Genomic DNA, 20,846 nt, shown 5'->3' with positions numbered 1-20,846 from the left:
AATATGTGCAACCCCATTGACAGTTTCGGTCCGACCTTCAATACCATCCCGGTATGAGCGAGGTGAGTCCCGTACTGACCGTGGCCTCCGACGGAGACATCCGCATCGTCACCCTGAGCCGCCCCGACCGGCTCAACGGCGTCTCCGAAGAGCTGCACCGCAGGCTCTCCGAGGTGTGGCGCGAACTCGCGGACGACAGCGGGGCGCGCGCGGTCGTGCTGACCGGCGCGGGCCGGGCGTTCAGCGCGGGCGGTGACTTCGACCATCTGCGCCGCCACCACACCGACCCGGAGCTGCGGGAGCGGTCGATCCGGCTGGACCGGACGATCCAGACCGACATGATCCGCTTCCCGCTGCCGGTCGTCGCGGCCGTCAACGGCCCCGCCGTGGGCCTGGGCTGCTCGCTGGCCCTGGGCTGCGACCTGGTGCTGATGGCCGAGGACGCGTATCTGGCGGACCCGCATGTGTCGGTCGGTCTGGTCGCGGGCGACGGCGGGGTCACACTGTGGCCGCTGCTGACCAGCCTGCTGCGGGTGAAGGAGTACCTCTTCACCGGCGACCGCATCCCGGCGGCCACGGCGGTCGAACTGGGCCTGGCCAACCGGGTCGTGCCCGGCGACCGGCTGCTCGACGAGGCGCTCGTCCTGGCCCGCCGGCTCGCCGCGCAGCCCGCCGAGGCCCTGCGCGCCACGAAGGCGGCGCTGGCGGCGGTGGTGGAGCAGGTCTCCCGGGGCGGCATGGAGGCCGCGCTGCTCGCCGAACGGTCCACCATGACGAGCCCGGACCACATCCGCATCGTCGAAGCACTCGCCTCGCGGGCCGGCCGCCGCGCGGCCGACGGGGAGGAGTGAGCGTGGAGTCCGGGGAGTTCCTGCTCGTCCGCGATCTCCTGCGGTCGTTCGCGGCCCGGCACCGGGTCGGCTCCGCCGACGAGGCGAAGCCCGCGGCCCGCACCACCGCCCAGCAGGCGCTGGAGGCACTGGGCCTGGCCGGCCTGAGGCGTACGGCGCCGCCGGTGGCGACCGTGCAGGAGTGCGCGCTGCTCGCCGAGGAACACGGCCGGCTGCCGCTGACCACGTCCCTGCTGGGGACGGTCCTGCTCGCCCCCGAGCTGGCCCGCCTCGTGGGCGGTGTGGACGGCACTCCCACCATCGCCCTCGCCCCCGACCTGCGCTTCCCCTCCGCGAACCCCCGCGCACTCGTCGCCTGGGACTGCGAGGGCGCCGACGGCGCGCTGTGCGTGGACGCCGAAGGGGCCGTCACCCGGGTCGAGTTGGGTGATCCGGCCCCCACCGCCGACCTGCTCCGCGCGGTCCGCGCGGCCCACCCGGGCCCGCTCGTCGGACGGCTCGCCCCCGAGGACCACCGCCACTGGCAGGCGTACGCCCTGGTGATCGTGGCGAGCGAACTCGTCGGTGCGGCAAGGGAGTTCGTCAGGCTGAGCGTGGACTACGCCCGCGAGCGCCGCCAGTACGGGCGCCCCATCGGCTCCTTCCAGGCCGTACGGCACCTGCTGGCCGACGCGACCGTCCTGACGGAGGCGGGAGCGAGCGCCGTCCGGTACGCGGCCTGGTGCCTGGACCACGAGCCGGCCGGCCGGGCGCTCACCGCGGCCCGGGTCGCCAAGGCGGAGGCCGGTTCCTCGGCCGTGGAGGCGGTGTACACCGGCATGCAGGTGTTCGGCGGGATCGCCCAGACCTGGGAGCACGTGGCCCATCTGTATCTGCGCAGGGTCCTGGTCGGCGCGAACGTCCTCGCGACGACCGCCGACCTGCTGACCGCGCTGGCCCGGCCGGAGGAGGCGGCATGACCACGGACACCCCCCTCGACTTCGGCGACCCGGCCGGCCTGGAGAAGCTGCGCGCCGAGTTCCGCACCTGGCTGACCGGACACCCGCTCCCCGCACGCCTCCCCGGCGAACCGCTCCCCGTCTTCCTCCACCGCTGGCACCGCCTGCTGCACTCCGGCGGCTGGGTCGGCCTCGACGTTCCCGAGGAGTACGGCGGCCGTGGCCTGACCTCCCTTCACCAGATCGCCGTGAGCGACGAGTTGGGGGCGCGGGGCGCACCCGGCGTGCCCCGGATCGGCTATCTCGCCCACGCCCTGCTGGAGTTCGCCTCCGAGGAGCAGCGCCGCCGGCTGCTGCCGCGCATGCTCGCCGGGGACGACGTGTGGTGCCAGGGTTTCAGCGAGCCCGGTGCCGGCTCCGACCTCGCCGGGATGAGCACGTTCGCCGAGCGCCACGCCGACGGCCACTACACCGTGCGCGGCCAGAAACTCTGGACGAGCTACGCCCAGTACTCCGACCACTGTCTCCTGCTCGCCCGTACCGACCGCGCCGCTGCCCCGCACGCCTCGATCACCGCGTTCGTCCTGCCCCTGGACCGGCCGGGGGTGACCGTACGCCCGTTGCGGGCGGCCAATGGCGACGACGAGTTCTGCGAACTGTTCCTGGACGACGTACGGCTGGCCGGGGAGGAGCGGATCGGGGCCGAGGGGGACGGCTGGGCGCTGGCGATGACGACGGTGTCGTACGAGCGCAACGCGCTGGACACCGGGCATCTGTCGAAGTACGGGCTGCTGGTGGAGCGGCTGCGGCGGACGGCACGCGAGCGGGCCGGGGAGCTGCCGGACGGGCTGCTGTCGGAGATCGGGCGGTGTTTCGTCGACTACGAGGTGCTGCTCGCGCACACCCGCCGCCGGATCGCCGAGCGGCTGGCCGGGCAGGCGGCCGGACCGGAGTCGTCGGTGGACAAACTGCTGATGACCGGGGCCGAACAGCGCCTGTACGCGACCGCGTTGAAGGTCTTTCCGGAGGAGCTGCACGGGCCGGGCGGCGAGCTTCTCGCCGAGTACCTCTACTCCCGCGCCGCGTCCGTGTACGGCGGGACCTCGCAGATCCAGCGGAACATCATCGCCAAGCGCGTGCTGCGCCTGACCGACGGAGACGGCTGATGGGTCGACTCGAGCTTCACGACCAGGAGTTCCGGAGCATCCCGAACGTCATCAGGCTCGCCGCACGCCGGTTCGGCGACGCGACCGCCCTGGTGGACGGTGAACAGCGCCTGAGCTTCTGCGATCTGGAGGCGCTGATGCTGCGGTCCGTGCGGTCGGCGGTCGCGCTCGGCATCGGACCCGGCGACCGGGTGGGCCTGTGCGCGCCGAACTCGGCGGAGTGGATCGTCGCCGCGCTCGGCGTGCAGGGCGCCGGCGGGATCCTCGTCCCGCTCAACACCCGTTTCAAGGCACAGGAGATCTCCTACATCCTGCGCAAGTCGGGTGCGAAGGCTCTGTTCGCCGCCGCGTCCTTCCTGGGAACCGACCACATCGGCGATCTCCGGGCGGCCGACCCCGGGCTGCCCGCGCTGGAGAAGACGGTCTCGATGCTCGGGCCGCGCGGGTCGGCCGGGCTCTCCTGGGACGAGTTCCTGGCAGCGGGAGACCGGTCGACGGACGCGCACGCCGCCGTCGACCGGCTCACCCCTGACCAGCCCTCCGACGTGATGTTCACCTCCGGCACCACCGGCCACCCCAAGGGCGTGATCCTCACCCACGGCCAGTCGCTGCGCGCGTACGGCTGGATGTCCGAGGAGTACACCTTCCGCGCCGACGACACCTTCCTCGTCGTCCCGCCGTTCTTCCACTGCTTCGGCTACAAGGCGGGCTGGCTGGCGTCCTTCCTGCACGGTGTGACCGTGATCCCGATGCCGGTCTTCGACGCCGGGCGGGCGCTCGAGATCATCGAACGGGAGCGGGTGAGCATCCTGCTCGGTCCGCCCACGGTCTTCCACGACCTGCTGGGCCACCCCGACCGCCCCCTGCGCGACCTCTCCTCCCTGCGGGTCTCCATGACCGGCGGCACGACGATCCCGGAGTCCCTGATCCGCGCGATGAGGAAGGACCTCTCCTTCGACATCGTGCTCAGCGCCTACGGGCTCACCGAGTCGACGGCGCTGGTCACCTCGACCCGCCCCGGCGACAGCGAGGAGACGGTCGCCCGCACCACCGGCCGCCCCATCCCCGGTGTCGAGGTCCGTATCGACGGCGCGGAGGGCGTCGGCGAGATCCTCGTCCGCGGTTACAACGTCACGCGTGGCTACTGGGACGATCCCGGGGCGACCGCCGAGACCGTCGACCCCGACGGCTGGCTGCACACGGGGGACGTCGGGCGTGTCGACGAGGCCGGCCATCTCTCCGTCGTCGACCGCAAGAAGGAGATGTTCATCGTCGGCGGGTTCAACGCCTACCCCGCGGAGATCGAGAAGCTGCTCCTCGGCTACGGGCCCGTGGCCCAGGTCGCGGTGATCGGGGTGCCGGACGAGCGGCTCGGGGAGGTGGGCTGCGCCTTCGTCGTCCCTGGACCGGGGGCGGAGGTCACCGAGGCCGACGTCGTCGCGTGGGCGCGGGCGCACATGGCCAACTTCAAGGTGCCGCGCCATGTGCGGTTCGTGGAGCGGCTCCCGCGCAACGCCAGCCAGAAGGTGCTCAAGCACGAACTGCGCGCGGAATTCGGAGCCTGAGGATGGCAGCGAGCGGACCCCTCGCCGGGATCACCGTCGTGGCGCTGGAGCAGGCCGTGTCGGCGCCCCTGTGCACCCGCACGCTCGGCGACCTCGGTGCCCGGGTCGTCAAGGTGGAGAACCCGGACGGCGGTGACTTCGCCCGGCACTACGACGACGTCGTGCGCGGACTCGGGGCGCACTTCGTCTGGCTCGGCCGGGGCAAGGAGTCGGTGGCCCTGGACCTGAAGTCCGAGGCGGGGCTCGCGGTACTGCACCGGCTGCTCGACCGGGCCGACGTCCTCGTCTCCAACCTCACCCCGGGCGCCACCGCCAAGCTGGGCGTCTCCCCCGCCGACCTGGCGGTACGGCATCCCGGTCTGATCCCGGTCGAGATCGACGGGTACGGCCCCGGCGGCCCCCTCTCCCACAAGCGCGCCTACGACCTGCTCGTCCAGGCCGAGTCGGGGGTGTGCGCGGTGACGGGCCGGCCGGGTGAGCCCGCCAAGCCGGGGCCGCCGGTGGCCGATGTGTCGAGCGGGCTGTACGCGGCGCTGTCCGCGGTGGCGCTGCTGTTCGCGAAGGGCCGGGGCCGGCCGGCCGGTTCGGCGGCGGTGAGCCTGTTCGACACGATGACCGAGCTGATGGGCTACCCGCTGACGTACACCCGGCACACCGGTGTGGAACAGCTGCCGCTCGGCATGAGCTCGCCGGCGGTGGCACCGTACGGCGCGTACCGGACGGCCGACGGGCAGACCGTCGTCCTCGGGACGACGAACGACCGCGAGTGGGACCGGCTCGCGCGCGGGCTGCTGGGCCGTCCCGACCTCGCGGACGACGAGCGGTTCCGCAGCAACGCCGGACGGGTCGAGCACCGGGCGGTCCTCGACGCGGAGATCGCCGCCTGGTGTGCGCGGCACGAGTTGGGGCACGTCCAGGAGCGCGCGGACTCGGCCGGTATCGGCAACGCCCGCTACAACACGCCGAGCGAGGTCGTCGCCCACCCGCATCTGGCGGCGCGTGACCGGTGGCGGGAGATCGAGACACCGAACGGGCCGGTGCAGGCACTGCTGCCGCCTCCGGTGATCTCCGGGTACGAGCCGCCGATGGGCGCGATACCCGCCCTCGGGCAGCACACGGACGCCGTCCTCGCCGAACTGGGCTACACCGGCGAGGAGATCGCCGCGCTTCACGGGCGGGGGGTCGTGCGGTGACCGTGCTGTTGACGGACGACCGGGACGGGGTGCGCACCCTGACACTCAACCGTCCGCACCGCAGGAACGCCCTCGACGCCGAACTCTGGGAAGCCCTGCGGGCGGCCCTCGCCGAGGCGGGCGGCGACCGGAACGTACGGGCCGTCGTGCTGACCGGGGCGGGCGGGGCGTTCTGCTCCGGGGCGGATCTCTCCAGGCCGCTCGGCGAGCCCCATCCCCTGTACCGCATGCGGACGTTGACCGAGGTGGCGCTGCTGCTGCACGAGCTGCCGATGCCGACGGTGGCCAAGGTGTGCGGGCCCGCGGTGGGCGCGGGCTGGAACCTCGCGCTCGGCTGCGATCTGGTCGTCGCGACCCCCGAGTCGACGTTCTCCCAGATCTTCGCCCGGCGCGGCCTCTCCCCGGACCTCGGCGGAACCTGGCTGCTGCCGAAGCTCATCGGCCTCCAACAGGCCAAGCGGCTGGCCCTGTTGGCGGAGACGCTCGACGCGGCTGAGGCGCGTGCGCTGGGTCTGGTCACCTGGGTGGTGGACGGGGACCAGGTGGACGCCTTCGTCGACGACCTCACCGCGCGGCTCACGGCCGGCCCGCCGGTGGCGCTCGCGCAGACCAAGGCCCTGCTGAACGAGGGGGCCGACCGCACGCTGCGGGACGCCCTGGCGGGCGAGGCGCGGGCCCAGTCGGTCAACTTCGCCTCCGCCGACGCCCGGGAGGCGTTCGCCGCGTTCGCGCAGAAGCGCACACCGGGCTTCACGGGCCGCTGGGCGGTGCCGGGACGGACGGAGGACACATGATGCGGGAAGCGGTGACCGTGGCGGCGGTGCGTCCGCCGGCCGGGAAGCAGACCGCCCTGGTCGAACTCGCCTTCTGACGGGAGCCGTCCGTGCAGCGCACGCTTTTCACCGACGATCACGAGACGTTCCGCGCCCTGGTCCGGGACGTGGTGGCGAACGAGGTGGTGCCGTACTACACCGAGTGGGAGAAGGCCGGCCGGCTGCCGCGTTCCTTCTTCGAACTGCTGGGCTCGCTGGGCCTGTTGGGCATGGCTGTGCCGGAGGAGTACGGCGGTGGCGGACTGCCGGACTACCGCTACAACGTCGTCCTCCAGGAGGAGGCCGCCCGCGCCCTGGTCACCCTGGGCACGGTCCGCACCCAGCTCGACGTGATCCTGCCGTACTTCCTCGCCTACGCCGACGCGGGTCAGCGGCAGCGCTGGTTCCCGGGGCTCGCCTCCGGGAAGCTGCTCACCGCGATCGCGATGACCGAGCCCGGCACCGGCTCCGACCTGGCCGGGATCCGGACGAGCGCGGTACGCGACGGGGACGCGTATGTGCTGAGCGGCGCGAAGACGTTCATCACGGGCGGGCTGCTCGCGGACCTGGTGATCGTCGTGGCGCGGACCTCGCGGGATCCGGAGGACCGGCGGGCGGGGCTGACCCTGCTCGTGGTCGAGGACGGCATGCCCGGTTTCACGCGCGGGCGGGTGCTGGACAAGATGGGCATCAAGGTGCAGGACACCGTCGAACTGGCCTTCGACGATGTCCGGGTGCCGGTCGCCAACCGGCTCGGCGAGGAGGGCGCCGCGTTCTCCTACCTCGGCCGCAACCTCCCCCAGGAGCGGCTGACGGTCGCCGTCGGTTCGGTGGCCCAGACGAGGGCCGCGCTGGACACGACGATCGCCTATGTCAAGGAACGCAGGGCATTCGGGCGGACCGTCGCCTCCTTCCAGCACACCAAGTTCGAACTCGCCGCCGTGGCAGCTGAGTTGGAGGCGGCGCAGACCATGCTCGACCGGGCCGTCCTCGAACTCGTCGAGGGCCGGCTGTCCGGCGCCGACGCGGCGAAGGTCAAGCTGTTCTGCACCGAGGCGCAGGCCCGCGCGGTCGACCGGTGTCTTCAACTCTTCGGCGGATACGGCTACATGCTGGAGTACCCGATCGCCCGGCTGTACGCGGACGCCCGCATCACCCGGATCTACGCCGGGACGAGCGAGGTCATGAAGGTCATCATCGCCAAGTCACTGGGGTTGTGAGCCATGCGGGTCGTCGAGGACTTCTCGGAGCGTCCGGGCGTCGCGTTCGTCGCGGGCGGCACCGGCGGCATCGGCGCGGCGGTCGTACGGGCGCTGGCCGCGCGCGGCAGCGCGGTCGCGTTCACCTACCGGACGGGCGGGCAGGCGGCGCGGGTGCTGGCAGACGAGGTGAAGGCGGTGGCGGCGCTGCCGCTCGACCTCACCGACGAGGAGGCGACGGCCCGCACGGTGACCGGGACGGCCGAGGCGTACGGCGGGATCCACACGCTGGTGTACGCGGCGGGCCCGCATGTGCCGATGCGGCATCTGAGCCGGGTGTCGCCGGGCGAGTACCGGGCGCAGCTCGAGGCGGACGCGGTGGCGTTCTTCAACCTCGTGCATCCCGCGTTGCCGCCGCTGCGGGCGAGCCGGGGCAGCGTCGTCGCGGTCACCACGGTCGCCACCCGCAGGTTCCCGGTCCGGGACGGGCTGTCCTCGGGTGCGAAGGGCGCCGTCGAGGCGGTTGCCAGGGCCCTGGCCGCCGAGGAGGGCCGCTACGGGGTCCGCGTCAACTGTGTCGCGCCCGGCATGCTGAGCGACGGCATCGCGGCCCGGCTGATCGCGTCGGGCGAACTGGACGAGGCGGCCCTCGCCGTGACCCGGCGCAACATCCCGCTGCGCCGCTTCGGCGCGGCGTCGGACATCGCGGAGGCGGTGTCCTTCCTCGCCTCGGACCGGGCCGGGTTCATCACGGGACAGGCGCTGGGGGTGGACGGCGGCTACAGCGTGTGAAGGGCTCCCCCGCCGACGTGAGCCGCCCGTACGCCGGCCGTACGCCGTCCGTACGACATCCGCGGAGGCGGGTCGAGCGCCTCGCGCAGAGATACCCGGAGCAGGCTCCCGAAGTCCGGCCCGACTGCGCAGTCAGAAGACTGTTGGTACGAGATCGCCCCACGTCAAGACCCCGTCCGGCAGAGGAAACAGCCTTTTACCGGTCACTCCCCGTCCGACACACAGATTTTCCCTGGACGCCACGCCGGGCCGGAAATGCACCGCAGGATTCGGACATGCGGTCCATAGGAACCCATTTTTCGCGATCATTTGTGTTTCCACGGCGTGTTTCAAGAGTGAACGGGGCCGTGCCGAAAAGGAATTCATCCGATTTCCTACCCCCTGCCCGGCCACCCGCGACTGACCGAATCCCTTCGGCTGGTTACCGGCCGACCGTTCGCTTGTTGACCCGCGAGTAATCACACCACTACCTTTCAACACGTTTCGAGCACGCGTTTCAGTCGGCGTTCCGCGGTGATCTGCACCCGCCGGAATGCGGTGCACCGCCTTTGCTGTCCTGAACCCCCCACCCTGCGGTTTCACCTTGATTCGGAGAATCATGACGTCCGCTGCGCGTTCCGAGGACATGATCATCGGCATCACTCCGTTCGGTGAGCCCGACGCCGGGCTCGCCCAGGCCGTCGGCCGGGCCGGTGGCCTCGGCGTGCTCGATCTGGGGCACGGCGGGCGCAGAGCGCGCGAGGCGCTGGCCCGGCTGCGCCGCACGGCACCCGGCGCGTTCGGCGTCCGCGTCGGCCCGGGCTGCCGGCTCTCGCCCGCCGATCTCGAACCCTCCGGCACCGGGACGGCCGGTCCCCCGCCCGCCGGCCCGCACACCGTCGTCCTCGCCGCGGGCGCGCCCTGGCAGGCCTCGGATCTCGTGGGCCGGTACCGCGTGCTGGTGGAGGTCACCGAGCCGGCCGCCGCGCGGGAGGCCGTGCACGCCGGAGCGCACGGGCTGATCGCGCGGGGCGCGGAGTGCGGCGGCCGGATCGGTGAGCTGAGCACCTTCGTCCTGCTCCAACACCTGCTCGCCGCCCCCGGCCTGGGACTGCCGGTGTGGGCGTGCGGCGGCATCGGCCCGCGCACGGCGGCCGCCGCGATGGCCGGCGGGGCGGCCGGTGTCGTCCTCGACAGCCAGCTCGCGCTGCTCGCCGAGTCGGCGCTGCCCGAACCGGCGGCCGCCGCGCTGCGCGCGATGGACGGTTCGGAGACGGCCGTCGTGGCGGGTCACCGGGTGCTGCTGCGGCGCGGCCCCGACGCCCCCCGGGTGCCGGACGGCGCCGGGCCGGAGACCGTGGCCGCGCTGCTGGGCGCGCAGGACCCGCACACCCAGCTGCTCCCGGTGGGCCAGGACGGTTTCCTCGCCGCCCGCTTCGCCGAGCGCTGGGGTGATGTACGGCGGACCGTACGCGCGCTGCGGGACGCGGTCCTCGACGCCGTACGCGACGACACGGCGGTACGGGCACTGCGGGACGGGTCGCCGATGAGCCGGGCGCTCGGCACGCCGCTGCCCGTCGCCCAGGGACCGATGACGCGGGTCAGCGACGAGGCGGGGTTCGCCGCCGCGGTCGCGGGGGCCGGGGCGCTGCCGTTCCTCGCGCTGGCGCTGGCGGACGGCGACCGGGCGCGGGCGATGCTCGCCGAGACCCGGGAGGCGGTGGCGGGCCGGCCCTGGGGCGTGGGCGTGCTCGGCTTCGCGCCGGAGGACCTGCGCGCCGCCCAGCTGGAGGCCGTACGGGAGCTGCGGCCGACGCACGCGATCATCGCGGGCGGCCGGCCGTCCCAGGCCCAGGCGCTGGAGCGGGACGGCATCCGGACCTTCCTGCACGTGCCGTCCCCGGGGCTGCTGCGGCAGTTCCTCCAGGCAGGAGCGCGACGGTTCGTGTTCGAGGGCTCCGAGTGCGGCGGGCATGTGGGCCCACGGGCCAGCTTTCCGCTCTGGGAGGCCCAACTCGCCGTTCTGGAAGACTACCTGGACGACGCCACGGCCCCGGAGATCGAGGTGTTCTTCGCGGGCGGGGTGCACGACGAGCGGTCGGCGGCGATGGTCGCCGCGCTGGCCGCCCCGCTGACCGCGCGCGGCGCCGCGGCCGGTGTGCTGATGGGCACGGCGTACCTCTTCACCGAGGAGGCGGTGGCACACGGCGCGATCCGGCCACTGTTCCAGCGGCAGGTGCTGGAGGCCGACCGCACCACGCTCCTCGAGTCGGCCCCGGGGCACGCCACCCGCTGTGTGCCGAGTCCGTTCGCCGCCGGATACCGCGAGGAGGAGGCCCGGCTGCGGGCCGCGGGCGTGCCCGACCGGCAGATCTGGGAGGAGCTGGAGCGCCTCAACGTCGGCCGGCTGCGCCTCGCGAGCAAGGGCGTGACCCGGGACGACGACGGCTCCCTCACCCCCGTGGACGAGGGACGCCAGTCCGCCGAGGGGATGTTCATGGCCGGGGAGGTGGCCGTGCTGCGCTCGGCGACCACCACCCTCGCGGCGCTGCACGCGTCGGTGACCACCGGTGCGGCCGAACATCTCGCGCTGCGGGCCGCCGAGTTGAGGCCGGAGCCGGCCGCGGCGCCGGCGGCGCCCGCACCACTGGACATCGCCGTGGTCGGCATGGCGTGCATGTTCCCGCAGGCACCCGACCTGCACGCCTTCTGGGCGAACGTGGTCGGCGGGGTGGACGCGGTCGGCGAGGTCCCGGCCGACCGCTGGGACCCGGCCGTCCACCACGGCGGGTCGACGACGTCCAAGTGGGGCGGCTTCCTGCCGCCGATCCCCTTCGACCCGCTGCGCTACGGCATCCCGCCCGCGTCCCTCGGCAACATCGAGCCCGTGCAGCTGCTCTCCCTCGAGGCCGCCCGGCGGGCGCTGGAGGACGCCGGATACGGCGACAAGGGGCGGGAGTTCGACCGCTCCCGCACCTCCGTGGTGTTCGGCGCGGAGGCGGGCAGCGACCTGTCGAACGCGGCCACGCTGCGGGCCGTGCTGCCGTCCTACTACGGCGAGGTCCCGGCGGGCCTCGAGGACCAGCTGCCGCGGCTCACCGAGGACTCCTTCCCGGGCATGCTCGCCAACGTCATCTCCGGGCGGATCGCCAACCGGCTCGACCTCGGCGGCGCCAACTACACCGTCGACGCGGCCTGCGCGTCCTCGCTCGCCGCGGTGGACGTCGCCTGCAAGGAACTCATCGGCGGCACCTCCGACGTGGTGCTGTGCGGCGGCGCCGACCTGCACAACGGCATCAACGACTACGTCCTGTTCTCCTCCGTCCACGCGCTGTCCCCCACCGGCCGCTCCCGCGCCTTCGACGGCTCGGCCGACGGCATCGCGCTCGGCGAGGGCGTGGCCTGCGTGGTCCTCAAGCGGCTCGCGGACGCCGAGCGCGACGGCGACCGGATCTACGGCGTCATCAAGGGCCTCGGCGCCTCCAGCGACGGCCGCTCCCTCGGTCTCACCGCGCCGAGGCCCGAGGGGCAGCGCTCGGCCCTCGAGCGGGCGTACCGCAACGCGGGCGTCTCCCCGGCGGACGTCGGGCTCGTGGAGGCGCACGGCACCGGGACCGTCGTCGGCGACCGCACCGAACTCCGCATCCTCAGCGAGGTGTTCACGGAGGCCGGGGCGAAGTCCGGTGACTGTGTGCTCGGTTCGGTGAAGTCGCAGATCGGGCACACCAAGTGCGCCGCCGGACTGGCCGGGATGATCAAGACACTGCTGGCGCTGCACACGGGCGTCAGGCCGCCGACGCTGCACGTCGAGGCGCCCAACCCGGCCTGGGACGCGGACAGCAGCCCGTTCGCCTTCCAGGCCGAGGCCCGGCCCTGGGCGGCGCCCGCGGCGGAACGGGTCGCCGGAGTCAGCGCGTTCGGCTTCGGCGGCACCAACTTCCACCTGGTCCTGCGGGCCTACGCCGACGGCGCGCCGCCCGTGCGGGGCCTGGACGCCTGGCCGGCCGAGCTGTTCGTCTTCCGCGGACGCGACGAGGCCGCGGCCCACCGCGCGGTCGAGGAACTGCTGAAGGCCGCGGAGACGACGGGCCGGCCGTGGCGGCTGCGCGACCTGGCACTGAGCGCCGCCCGGCGGTCGGACGCGAGCACGGACCCGGTGCGGGTCGCGGTCGTGGCGGACGACGTGGACGACCTCGTCGCCAAACTGCGGCGGGCGCTGCGCGGCGAGGCCGACCCCGGGCACGGGCTGCACGCCCACGACCCGCAGGACGGCAAGGTCGCCTTCCTCTTCCCCGGGCAGGGCAGTCAGCGCACCGGCATGCTCGCCGACCTCTTCGTGGCCTTCCCCGAGCTGCGGAGCTACCTGGAGCTCGGCCGGGCCCACGCCGACGCGCTGTATCCGCCGGCCGCCTTCGACGACGCCACCCGTGAACGGCAGCGGACGGCGCTCACCGACACCCGGGTCGCACAGCCCGCGCTCGGCGTCGCCGGGCTCGCCGCGCACGCCGTGCTCGGCGCGGCCGGGATCCGCCCGGACATGGCGGCCGGGCACAGCTACGGCGAGCTGGTCGCCCTCTGCGCGGCCGGTGCCCTCGACCCCGAGACGCTGCTGGAGCTGAGCACCGAGCGGGCGGCGGCGATCCTCGAGGCCGCCGCCTCCGCCGGGGAGGAACCGGGCACCATGGCCGCCGTCGCGGCCGGCGCCGAGCAGGTGACCCGCGCCCTGCGCGCGGCGGGCGCACCGGACTCCGTGGTCCTCGCCAACCTCAACTCCCCCGGACAGACGGTGGTCTCGGGTCCCACCGACGCCGTCACCGAAGCCGTACGGCTGCTGCGCGAGGCGGGTCTCGGGGCCAAGCGGATCCCGGTCGCCTGCGCCTTCCACAGCCCGCTCGTCGCGGGCGCCGGCGACCGGTTCGCCGAGGCGCTCGCCGCCCGCCCGGTGCACGCACCCGAGTTCCCGGTGTGGTCCAACCGCACGGCCGCCCCCTACGCCGCCGACCCGGACGCGGTACGGGCCGAACTCGCCGCGCAGATCGGCGCGCCCGTCGCCTTCGTCCGCCAGATCGAGGCCATGTACGAGGCGGGTGCACGGGTGTTCGTCGAGGCCGGTCCCGGGTCCGTGCTGACCCGGCTGGTCGGACAGATCCTCGGCGACCGCCCGCACCGCACGGTGGCCTGCGAGCCCCGGCCCGACGGCGGTCTGCGCGGCTGGCTGGACGCCCTGGCCCGGCTCGCGGCCCTGGGGCTGCCGGTGCGCACCGGGTGGCTGGTGCGCGGCCGGGACGCGGTGGACGCCGTACGTGCCCCTGTACCGAAGCGGCCCGGATGGACGGTGGACGGGCAGCTGGTCCGCACCGCCGCGGGCGCCCTCCTGCCCGGTGCGCTGGCGCCGGCCCGACGAGTCGTGGACCCCCTCGAGAGGACTGTGACGACTGTGACGACGAACCCCCCGCACGGCGTCCCGTCCGACCGGGACGCGCTGATCTCCGAGTTCCTGCGCACCAGCCGGGAGATGATCGCCGCCCAACGGGACGTGCTGCTCACCTACTTCGGCGGCAACCCGGCGGCGCAGATCGCGGCCCCGGTGGTGGTGCAGCAGTCCCGGACACCCGTGGCGGTGCAGCAGCCCCAGGCGGTCCAGGCGGCTGCGCAACTCCCGGTGGCACCGCCGCAGCCGGCGCCCGGGCCGGCGCCCTCGGAGGAAGCCGCGTCCGCCGGCGGCACCGACGTCCAGCAGGTCGTCCTGGAGATCATCAGCGAACGCACCGGCTATCCCGTCGACATGATCGAGCCCGACCTCGACCTGGAGGCGGACCTCAGCATCGACTCCATCAAGCGGGCCGAGATCGCCGGTGAGCTCGCGAAGCGGCTCGGCGCGGGAGGGGCGGCGGACCTGACCGCGCTGGACGACACCGAGCTGGAGGAACTGGCGAAGGCGCGCACGGCCGCCGCGGTGACCGACTGGCTCACGGCCCGGCTGGGCGACGGCGCCCCGGCCGCGCAAGCCACCCCGGACACCCCCGTCCCGGCCGACGACACCCCGGGCACCCCCGTCCCGGCCGACGACACCGGCCGGGTCACCGGCGATTCGCCGAAACGGCACGTCCTGCGGCCGGTCCTGCTCGGCGACGAGGACGGCGCGGCCGCCGACCCCGCCACCGTGCTGCCCGGCACCCGCTGGGCCGTCCTCGGGGACGCCCCCGAGAGCGCCGCCCGGCTGGAGTCCCACGGCGCCGAGGTCGTCGTACGGAGCCGGGACCATGTGCTGGCGGAGGCCGACGGGCCGGTGGACGGGGTGCTGTACGTCGGGGCGCTCGCGGGCGCCGGGGACGACACGCCGGTGCTGCCGGACGCGTTCCCCGTGCTGAAGGCGGCCCTCGCCCGGGGCCCGCGCTGGCTGCTGGCCGTCCGGCATGCCGGGGGAGGGACGCCCGACGCGCGCTCGGCGGGGCTGCGCGGGCTGTTCCGGACCGTGGCGCGGGAGTACCCGGAGACCGTCGCGCGGGTCGTCGACCTGGCCGACGCCTCGGCGTCCGCCGTCGCGGACGCCGTGGTCGCGGAGGCCGTCGCCGCGGACCGTACGCCGGTCGTGGTGCGCACCGCGGACGGCCGGTACGGCTTCGAACTGGCCGAGGCGCCGCTGAGCGCGCTCGGCAGCACGGGCGCGGGACCGGCCGGGGACGGGGCCGCCGAGGCCGCCGCGCTCGGTCTGGAGCGGGACTCCGTGGTGGTGCTGGCGGGCGGGGCGCGCGGCATCACCGCGCAGTTCGCCGCCACGCTCGCGGGCGCCGCCCGCTGCCGGCTGGAGCTGCTCGGCCGCACCCCCGCCCCGGACGGCCCCGAGGCCGCGGACACCGCCGCCGCGCGCACCCCGGCCGAACTGCGGTCCGCGCTCGCCGCGCGCGGCGGTCTGAAGCCCGCCGAGATCAACCGGGCCGCCGAACTCCTGCTGGCGCAGCGGGAGATCACCGCGACGCTCGCCGAACTGACCGCGCTGGGAAGCCGGGTGCGCTACCGCTCGGTCGACTTCCGGGAGCAGGACGCGGTGTTGCAGGCGGTCAAGGAGATCCACGCCGAGCACGGCCGGCTCGACGGCGTGGTGTACGCGGCCGGGGTCATCGAGGACCGCCTCATCGCCGAGAAGTCCGCCGAGTCCTTCCAGCGGGTGTACGGCACCAAGGCGACCGGCGCGCACGCGCTGCTCACGGCGCTGGAGGAACTGCCGTCGGCCCCCGCGTTCACCGTGCTGTTCGGCAGTATCTCCGCCGTGCTCGGCAACCGGGGACAGGTGGACTACGCGGCCGCCAACGACGCCCTGGAGACCCTCGGCGCGGCCTTCGCGGCCCGCGCCGGGCGGCGGGCGGTGACCGTGCACTGGGGTCCGTGGGCGCCCGCGCCCGGGCACTCCGGGATGGTCGGCGCGGAACTGGCCCGCGAGTACGCCCGGCGCGGCATCCGGCTGATCGATCCCGAGGAGGGGACGGCGGCGCTGCTGCGGGAGCTGGCGTGGGGCGAGGAGTCGGTCACGGCGGTCGTCCACACCGCCTCGGGCTGGTGACGGCGCCGGTGACGGATCGTCAAGTGCCCGTGGCGATCGTCGGGATGGCGGTGCTGCTGCCCGGCGCCGCCGGCCTGGACGCGTACTGGAACAACCTGCGGGACGGCGTGGACGCGATCGGCGAGGTGCCGGACGGGCGGTGGGACGCCGACTACTACCGGCCCTCCGCCGCGTCCGAGCCCGCCGTCGCGGACCGGGTGTACGCCCGGCGCGGCGGGTTCGTGGACGAGCTGGCGGAGGTGGAGGTCACCCGGTTCGGGATCATGCCGAACTCGGTGGCCGGCACCGAACCCGACCAGCTCATCGCCCTGCACGTGGCCTCGGCCGCCCTCGACGACGCGGGCGGGACCGACCGTCTCCCCGACCGAGGGCGGGTCGGCGTCGTCCTCGGCCGGGGCGGCTACCTCACCCCGGGTCTGGTCCGGCTCGACCAGCGGGTGCGCACGGCGGGCCAGCTGGTGCGCACCCTCGGCGAGCTGCTGCCCGATCTGACGGGCGATCAACTCGACCGGGTGCGCGAGGCGTTCACCGAACGGCTCGGGCCCGACAGTCCCGAGTCGGCGATCGGCCTGGTGCCCAATCTCGCCGCCTCCCGGGTCGCCAACCGGCTCGATCTGCGCGGGCCCGCCTACACCGTGGACGCCGCCTGCGCGTCCTCGCTGGTCGCCGTCGACCAGGCGGTGGGCGAACTGGCCTCCGGGCGCTGCGACCTGATGCTCGCGGGCGGTGTCCACCACTGTCACGACATCACGTTGTGGAGCGTCTTCTCCCAGCTCCGCGCCCTTTCCCCCAGCCAGCGCATCCGGCCCTTCCACCGGGACGCGGACGGCATCCTGATCGGCGAGGGCACGGGCGTCGTCGTCCTCAAGCGGCTGGCCGACGCCGAGCGGGACGGCGACCGGGTCTACGCGGTGATCCGGGGCACCGGGGTGGCCAGCGACGGCCGGGCGGCCGGACTGGTCAACCCCGATCCGGGCGGCCAGGCCCAGGCGGTACGACAGGCGTGGCGGGCGGCGGGCCTGGACCCCGCCGCGCCCGGCTCGCTCGGGCTGCTGGAGGCGCACGGCACCGCGACACCGGCCGGTGACGGCGCCGAACTCACCACACTGGCCGAGGTGTTCGGGCCGGGAGACGGTGCGCCGGACGCCGTCCTCGGCTCGGTCAAGTCGATGATCGGGCACACCATGCCCGCCGCAGGCGTCGCCGGACTGGTCAAGGCGGCGCTCGCCGTGCATCACGCGACCCTGCTGCCCACCCTGCACTGCGACACCCCGCACCCCGCGCTGGCGCGCACCCGCTTCCGCACGCTGGAGAAGGCGGCGGAGTGGGAGACGACGCCGGAGCGGCCGGTGCGCCGGGCGGCCGTCAACGCGTTCGGCTTCGGCGGGATCAACGCCCATGTGGTGCTGGAGGAGGCGCCGGGGCCCCGGCCGGTCCCGGGGGCCGCCCGGGTGAGCGAACCGGAACGCGTCCTGCTCCTCGCCGCCGGCTCGGCCGAGCGCCTCGCCGCGCTCCTCGACACCGACGACGTGTCCGTGCGCGCGGCGGGTCTCGACCCGGACCGCGCCCACCCGCACGCGGGCCCGGCCCGGCTCGGCATCGTCGACCCCACCGCGAAGCGGCTCGCCCTCGCCCGGCGCGCGGTCGCGAAACAGCGCGCCTGGCACGGCCGCAGTGACGTCTGGTTCCGGCCCGGCCCCCTCCTCGGCGCCGGTCACCGCGGGCCGGCGTTCCTCTTCCCCGGCCTGGAGAGCGACTTCACCCCACGGGTCGAGGACGTCGCCGCCCACTTCGGCCTGCCCGCGCCCGCGCTCCCCCGGCGACAGACCGGGGACGTCGGCCGGCACGGTTTCGGCGTCGTCGCCGTGGGCCGGCTCCTCGACACCGCGCTGCGCCGCTGCGGGATCGTGCCGGACGCGGTCGCCGGGCACAGCGTGGGCGAGTGGACCGCCATGGCGGCGGGCGGGCTGTACGCCGGGGAGGAGGTCGACGCCTTCATGGCGGACTTCGACCCGGAGTCCGTCACCGTCCCCGGGCTCGCCTTCGGCGCGATCGGCGCGTCCGCCGACCGGGTGCTGGCCGCGCTCAGCCGGGCGATCGGATCCGGACTCGTCCTGTCGCACGACAACGCGCCCGGGCAGTCGATGGTGTGCGGCCCTCAGGCGAAGGTGGAGGAATTCGTCCGGTCCTTCCGCGCGCAAGGGGTGCTCAGCCAGGTGCTGCCGTTCCGGTCGGGCTTCCACACCCCGATGCTGGAACCCCACCTCGGTCCGATCAAGGAGGCCGCCGACCGGTTCCGGCTGCACCCGCCGCACACCCCCGTCTGGTCGGGGACGACCGCGGCACCCTTCCCGGAATCCGAGGCGGAGATAAGGGAGTTGTTCGTACGGCACCTGCTGGAGCCGGTTCGCTTCCGGCAGTTGGCGCGATCGCTGTACGACTCCGGGCACCGGGTGTTCGTGCAGATGGGCCCCGGCCAGCTGGGATCCCTGGTCGGGGACACCCTCGGCGGCGACGACCATCTGGTGGTGGCCGCCAACTCCGCGCACCGTACCGGTCTCGCCCAGCTCCGCCGGGTGGCGACGGCGCTGTGGACGGCGGGGGCGGACGTGGTGCCCTCCCTGGCCCGCGAGGCCTCCGGGTCCGGGCGGCCGCCGGTACGGCTGGACCTCGGGGGCGCGCTCGTGTCCCTCGCCCCGGAGCGGCTGGCGGAACTGCGCACCGGCCTGCGGCCCCGTACCGGCGACGGCGGCTCCCCCCTGGACGGGCTCGCCGGACACTCCCCGATCGCCGCCGAGTTGAGCGCGCTGATGCGCGAGACGGCGGACACCGCGGCGGCGCTCATGCGCGGGACGGCGGACACCGCGGCGGCGCCGACGCGCGGGGCGGCTCCCACGCCGTCCCCCCGCCGCACCACCGTCCGCGTCTCTCCCGACACCATGCCCCACCTCCTCGACCACTGCTTCTTCCCGCAGCGCCCGGGCTGGCCCGAGGTCGCCGACCGGTGGCCGGTGGTGCCGGCGACGACGATCGTGCGGCACATGATGGACGCGGCGGCCGAGGCCGCCCCGGGCAGTGTGCCGGTGGCCGTGCACGGCGCGCGGTTCGAGGAGTGGCTCACCGCCACCCCGGCCGTCGACGTGCCGGTGACGGTCACCCCCGAGAGCCCGGGCCGCGTCGCCGTGTCCTTCGGCCCCCGCGCCCGCGCAACGGTCGAACTGGCCCCCCGTCACCCGGGCCCGCCTCCCGCCCCCTGGCCGGTCTCCCCCGCCGCCGAACGCCGCCCCGACCACACCGCCGCCCAGCTCTACGAGGAGCGCTGGATGTTCCACGGCCCGGCGTTCCAGGGCGTCACCGAGCTCGGCGCGATCGGCGACCGGCACGTCCGCGGGGTCATCACGACCCCGTCCGCGCCCGGCGCGCTGCTGGACAACGTCGGCCAGATCCTCGGCTACTGGATCATGTCGACCCGTACCGAGCGGACGGTCGTCTTTCCCGTCGGCATGCGGGAGATGCGGTTCCACGGCCCGCATCCGGCCCCCGGCACGGAGGTGGCGTGCTTCGTCCGGATCACCTCGCTCACCGACACCGTCCTGGAGGCCGACGTCCAGCTGACGGTGGACGGCACCGTGTGGGCGGAGCTGTACGGCTGGCAGGACCGCCGCTTCGACAACGACCCGAAGACCCGTCCGGTGGAACGCTTCCCGGAGCGCAACACGCTCTCCGAGGCCCGGCCTGGCGGCTGGTCGCTGCTGCACGAACGCTGGCCGGACCTCGCCTCCCGTGAGCTGATCATGCGCAACTCCCTGGGCGGCGAGGAGCGTTCACGGTACGCGGCGCACGCCCCACGCGGGCGCCGGCAGTGGCTGCTGGGCCGGATCGCGGTCAAGGACGCCGTACGGCAGTGGCTGTGGGACCACGGCGATGGCCCGGTCTTCCCGGCCGAACTGCGGGTGCACAACGACGAGTCGGGCCGCCCGTACGTCACCGGGGTGCACGGCCGGGAACTGCCCGCGCTGGACGTCTCGCTGGCCCACCGCGCGGAGGCGGGCGTGGCGATCGTCCGGCCGCACACGCCGGGACCCGGGCCCGGTATCGACATCGAGGAGGTGACCGAGCGGACGCCCGAGACCCTCGCCGCGGCGCTCGGCGCGGACGAACTCGCGCTGCTGCGGCGCCTCCTGGCCGCCACCGGTGACCCGGAAACCCTCTGGTTCACCCGCTTCTGGGCCGCGAAGGAGGCGGTGGCGAAGGCGGAGGGCACCGGATTCGGCGGGCGGCCGAGGGACTTCACGGTGCTCGACGCGACGCCGTCCGGCGACCGGCTGACCGTCGCGGGCCGGCTGGAGCGCGCCTACACCGTGCACTGCGAGCAGGCCGCCAACCCGCCGACCCTGCCCGCCCGGACGTATGTCGTGGCCTGGACCACGGGACCCACTCCGGCGAACCCGGGACCCACCGAAGCGAAGGAGTACGACCGATGACCCCCGTCACCGCCGACGAGGAGAGCGTCCTCGCCGACATCACCGGCATGCTCGCGCGGCTCCTGGAGGACGAGTACGGCGTCGACGACGCCGAGATCGGCATGCAGACCACCTTCAACCGCGATCTGGAGCTGGAGAGCATCGACCTGGTGACCCTGGCCGGGATGCTCCAGGAGCGGTACGGCGACCGGGTCAACTTCGCGGAGTTCCTGGCCGGCATGGAGCTCGACGAGATCATCGAACTGACCGTCGGCCGGCTCGTCGAGTACGTCGTCACCAGTCTGAAGGCCTCGGGGGCGAGCTGAG

Annotated in this window: 11 protein-coding genes; all 11 read left to right on the top strand. The window is 74.3% G+C overall.

Annotation, left to right across the window (positions count from 1 at the left end):
- Positions 1-53: 53 nt before the first annotated feature.
- Entirely contained in the window at positions 54-851 is a 798-nt protein-coding gene (locus tag ABT057_RS12640; RefSeq protein WP_352342705.1) for an enoyl-CoA hydratase/isomerase family protein, read from the top strand.
- A 2-nt stretch (positions 852-853) separates the two neighbouring features.
- The gene (locus ABT057_RS12635; RefSeq protein WP_352342704.1) at positions 854-1,810 is read left to right on the top strand and encodes an acyl-CoA dehydrogenase family protein; all 957 of its coding nucleotides are present in this window, start codon (positions 854-856) and stop codon (positions 1,808-1,810) included.
- The gene (locus ABT057_RS12630) at positions 1,807-2,955 is read left to right on the top strand and encodes an acyl-CoA dehydrogenase family protein (RefSeq protein WP_352342702.1); all 1,149 of its coding nucleotides are present in this window, start codon (positions 1,807-1,809) and stop codon (positions 2,953-2,955) included. Before ABT057_RS12635 ends, ABT057_RS12630 begins: the two co-directional genes overlap by 4 nt.
- Positions 2,955-4,520, top strand: a complete 1,566-nt coding sequence (locus ABT057_RS12625; protein ID WP_352342701.1) for a FadD3 family acyl-CoA ligase — start codon at positions 2,955-2,957, stop codon at positions 4,518-4,520. Before ABT057_RS12630 ends, ABT057_RS12625 begins: the two co-directional genes overlap by 1 nt.
- Before the next feature lie 2 nt (positions 4,521-4,522).
- Positions 4,523-5,713: a CaiB/BaiF CoA transferase family protein gene (locus ABT057_RS12620; protein ID WP_352342700.1), complete on the top strand. Its 1,191-nt coding sequence runs from the start codon at positions 4,523-4,525 to the stop codon at positions 5,711-5,713.
- On the top strand, positions 5,710-6,507 hold the full coding sequence (locus ABT057_RS12615; RefSeq protein WP_352342699.1) for an enoyl-CoA hydratase/isomerase family protein: 798 nt from the start codon (positions 5,710-5,712) through the stop codon (positions 6,505-6,507). The genes ABT057_RS12620 and ABT057_RS12615 overlap by 4 nt, the downstream gene beginning before the upstream one ends.
- A gap of 89 nt (positions 6,508-6,596) precedes the next feature.
- A complete protein-coding gene (locus tag ABT057_RS12610) occupies positions 6,597-7,745 on the top strand; it encodes an acyl-CoA dehydrogenase family protein (protein ID WP_352342697.1) in 1,149 nt (382 codons plus the stop codon).
- A 3-nt stretch (positions 7,746-7,748) separates the two neighbouring features.
- Complete coding sequence (locus tag ABT057_RS12605; RefSeq protein WP_352342696.1) at positions 7,749-8,516, top strand: SDR family NAD(P)-dependent oxidoreductase; 768 nt, start codon at positions 7,749-7,751, stop codon at positions 8,514-8,516.
- A 598-nt stretch (positions 8,517-9,114) separates the two neighbouring features.
- Entirely contained in the window at positions 9,115-16,056 is a 6,942-nt protein-coding gene (locus tag ABT057_RS12600) for an SDR family oxidoreductase (RefSeq protein ID WP_352342695.1), read from the top strand.
- A gap of 8 nt (positions 16,057-16,064) precedes the next feature.
- Positions 16,065-20,540, top strand: coding sequence for a beta-ketoacyl synthase N-terminal-like domain-containing protein (locus ABT057_RS12595; RefSeq protein ID WP_352342694.1), 4,476 nt, complete (start codon positions 16,065-16,067; stop codon positions 20,538-20,540).
- Positions 20,537-20,845, top strand: coding sequence for an acyl carrier protein (locus ABT057_RS12590; RefSeq protein ID WP_352342692.1), 309 nt, complete (start codon positions 20,537-20,539; stop codon positions 20,843-20,845). Before ABT057_RS12595 ends, ABT057_RS12590 begins: the two co-directional genes overlap by 4 nt.
- The last annotated feature ends 1 nt before the right edge of the window (position 20,846 follow it).

Source organism: Streptomyces sp. NPDC002588, assembly GCF_040295925.1.
In the GTDB taxonomy this organism is placed as follows: domain Bacteria; phylum Actinomycetota; class Actinomycetes; order Streptomycetales; family Streptomycetaceae; genus Streptomyces.
The sequence above is the reverse complement of the archived record's forward strand: the minus strand, read 5'-3'. Positions and strand labels throughout refer to the sequence as shown.

Excerpts from the sequence above, each read along its gene's own strand:
- ABT057_RS12605 (WP_352342696.1), top strand. The coding sequence starts at position 7,749 with ATGCGGGTCGTCGAGGACTTCTCGGAGCGTCCGGGCGTCGCGTTCGTC.
- ABT057_RS12590 (WP_352342692.1), top strand. The coding sequence starts at position 20,537 with ATGACCCCCGTCACCGCCGACGAGGAGAGCGTCCTCGCCGACATCACC.
- ABT057_RS12630 (WP_352342702.1), top strand. The coding sequence starts at position 1,807 with ATGACCACGGACACCCCCCTCGACTTCGGCGACCCGGCCGGCCTGGAG.
- ABT057_RS12600 (WP_352342695.1), top strand. The coding sequence starts at position 9,115 with ATGACGTCCGCTGCGCGTTCCGAGGACATGATCATCGGCATCACTCCG.
- ABT057_RS12620 (WP_352342700.1), top strand. The coding sequence starts at position 4,523 with ATGGCAGCGAGCGGACCCCTCGCCGGGATCACCGTCGTGGCGCTGGAG.
- ABT057_RS12625 (WP_352342701.1), top strand. The coding sequence starts at position 2,955 with ATGGGTCGACTCGAGCTTCACGACCAGGAGTTCCGGAGCATCCCGAAC.
- ABT057_RS12640 (WP_352342705.1), top strand. The coding sequence starts at position 54 with ATGAGCGAGGTGAGTCCCGTACTGACCGTGGCCTCCGACGGAGACATC.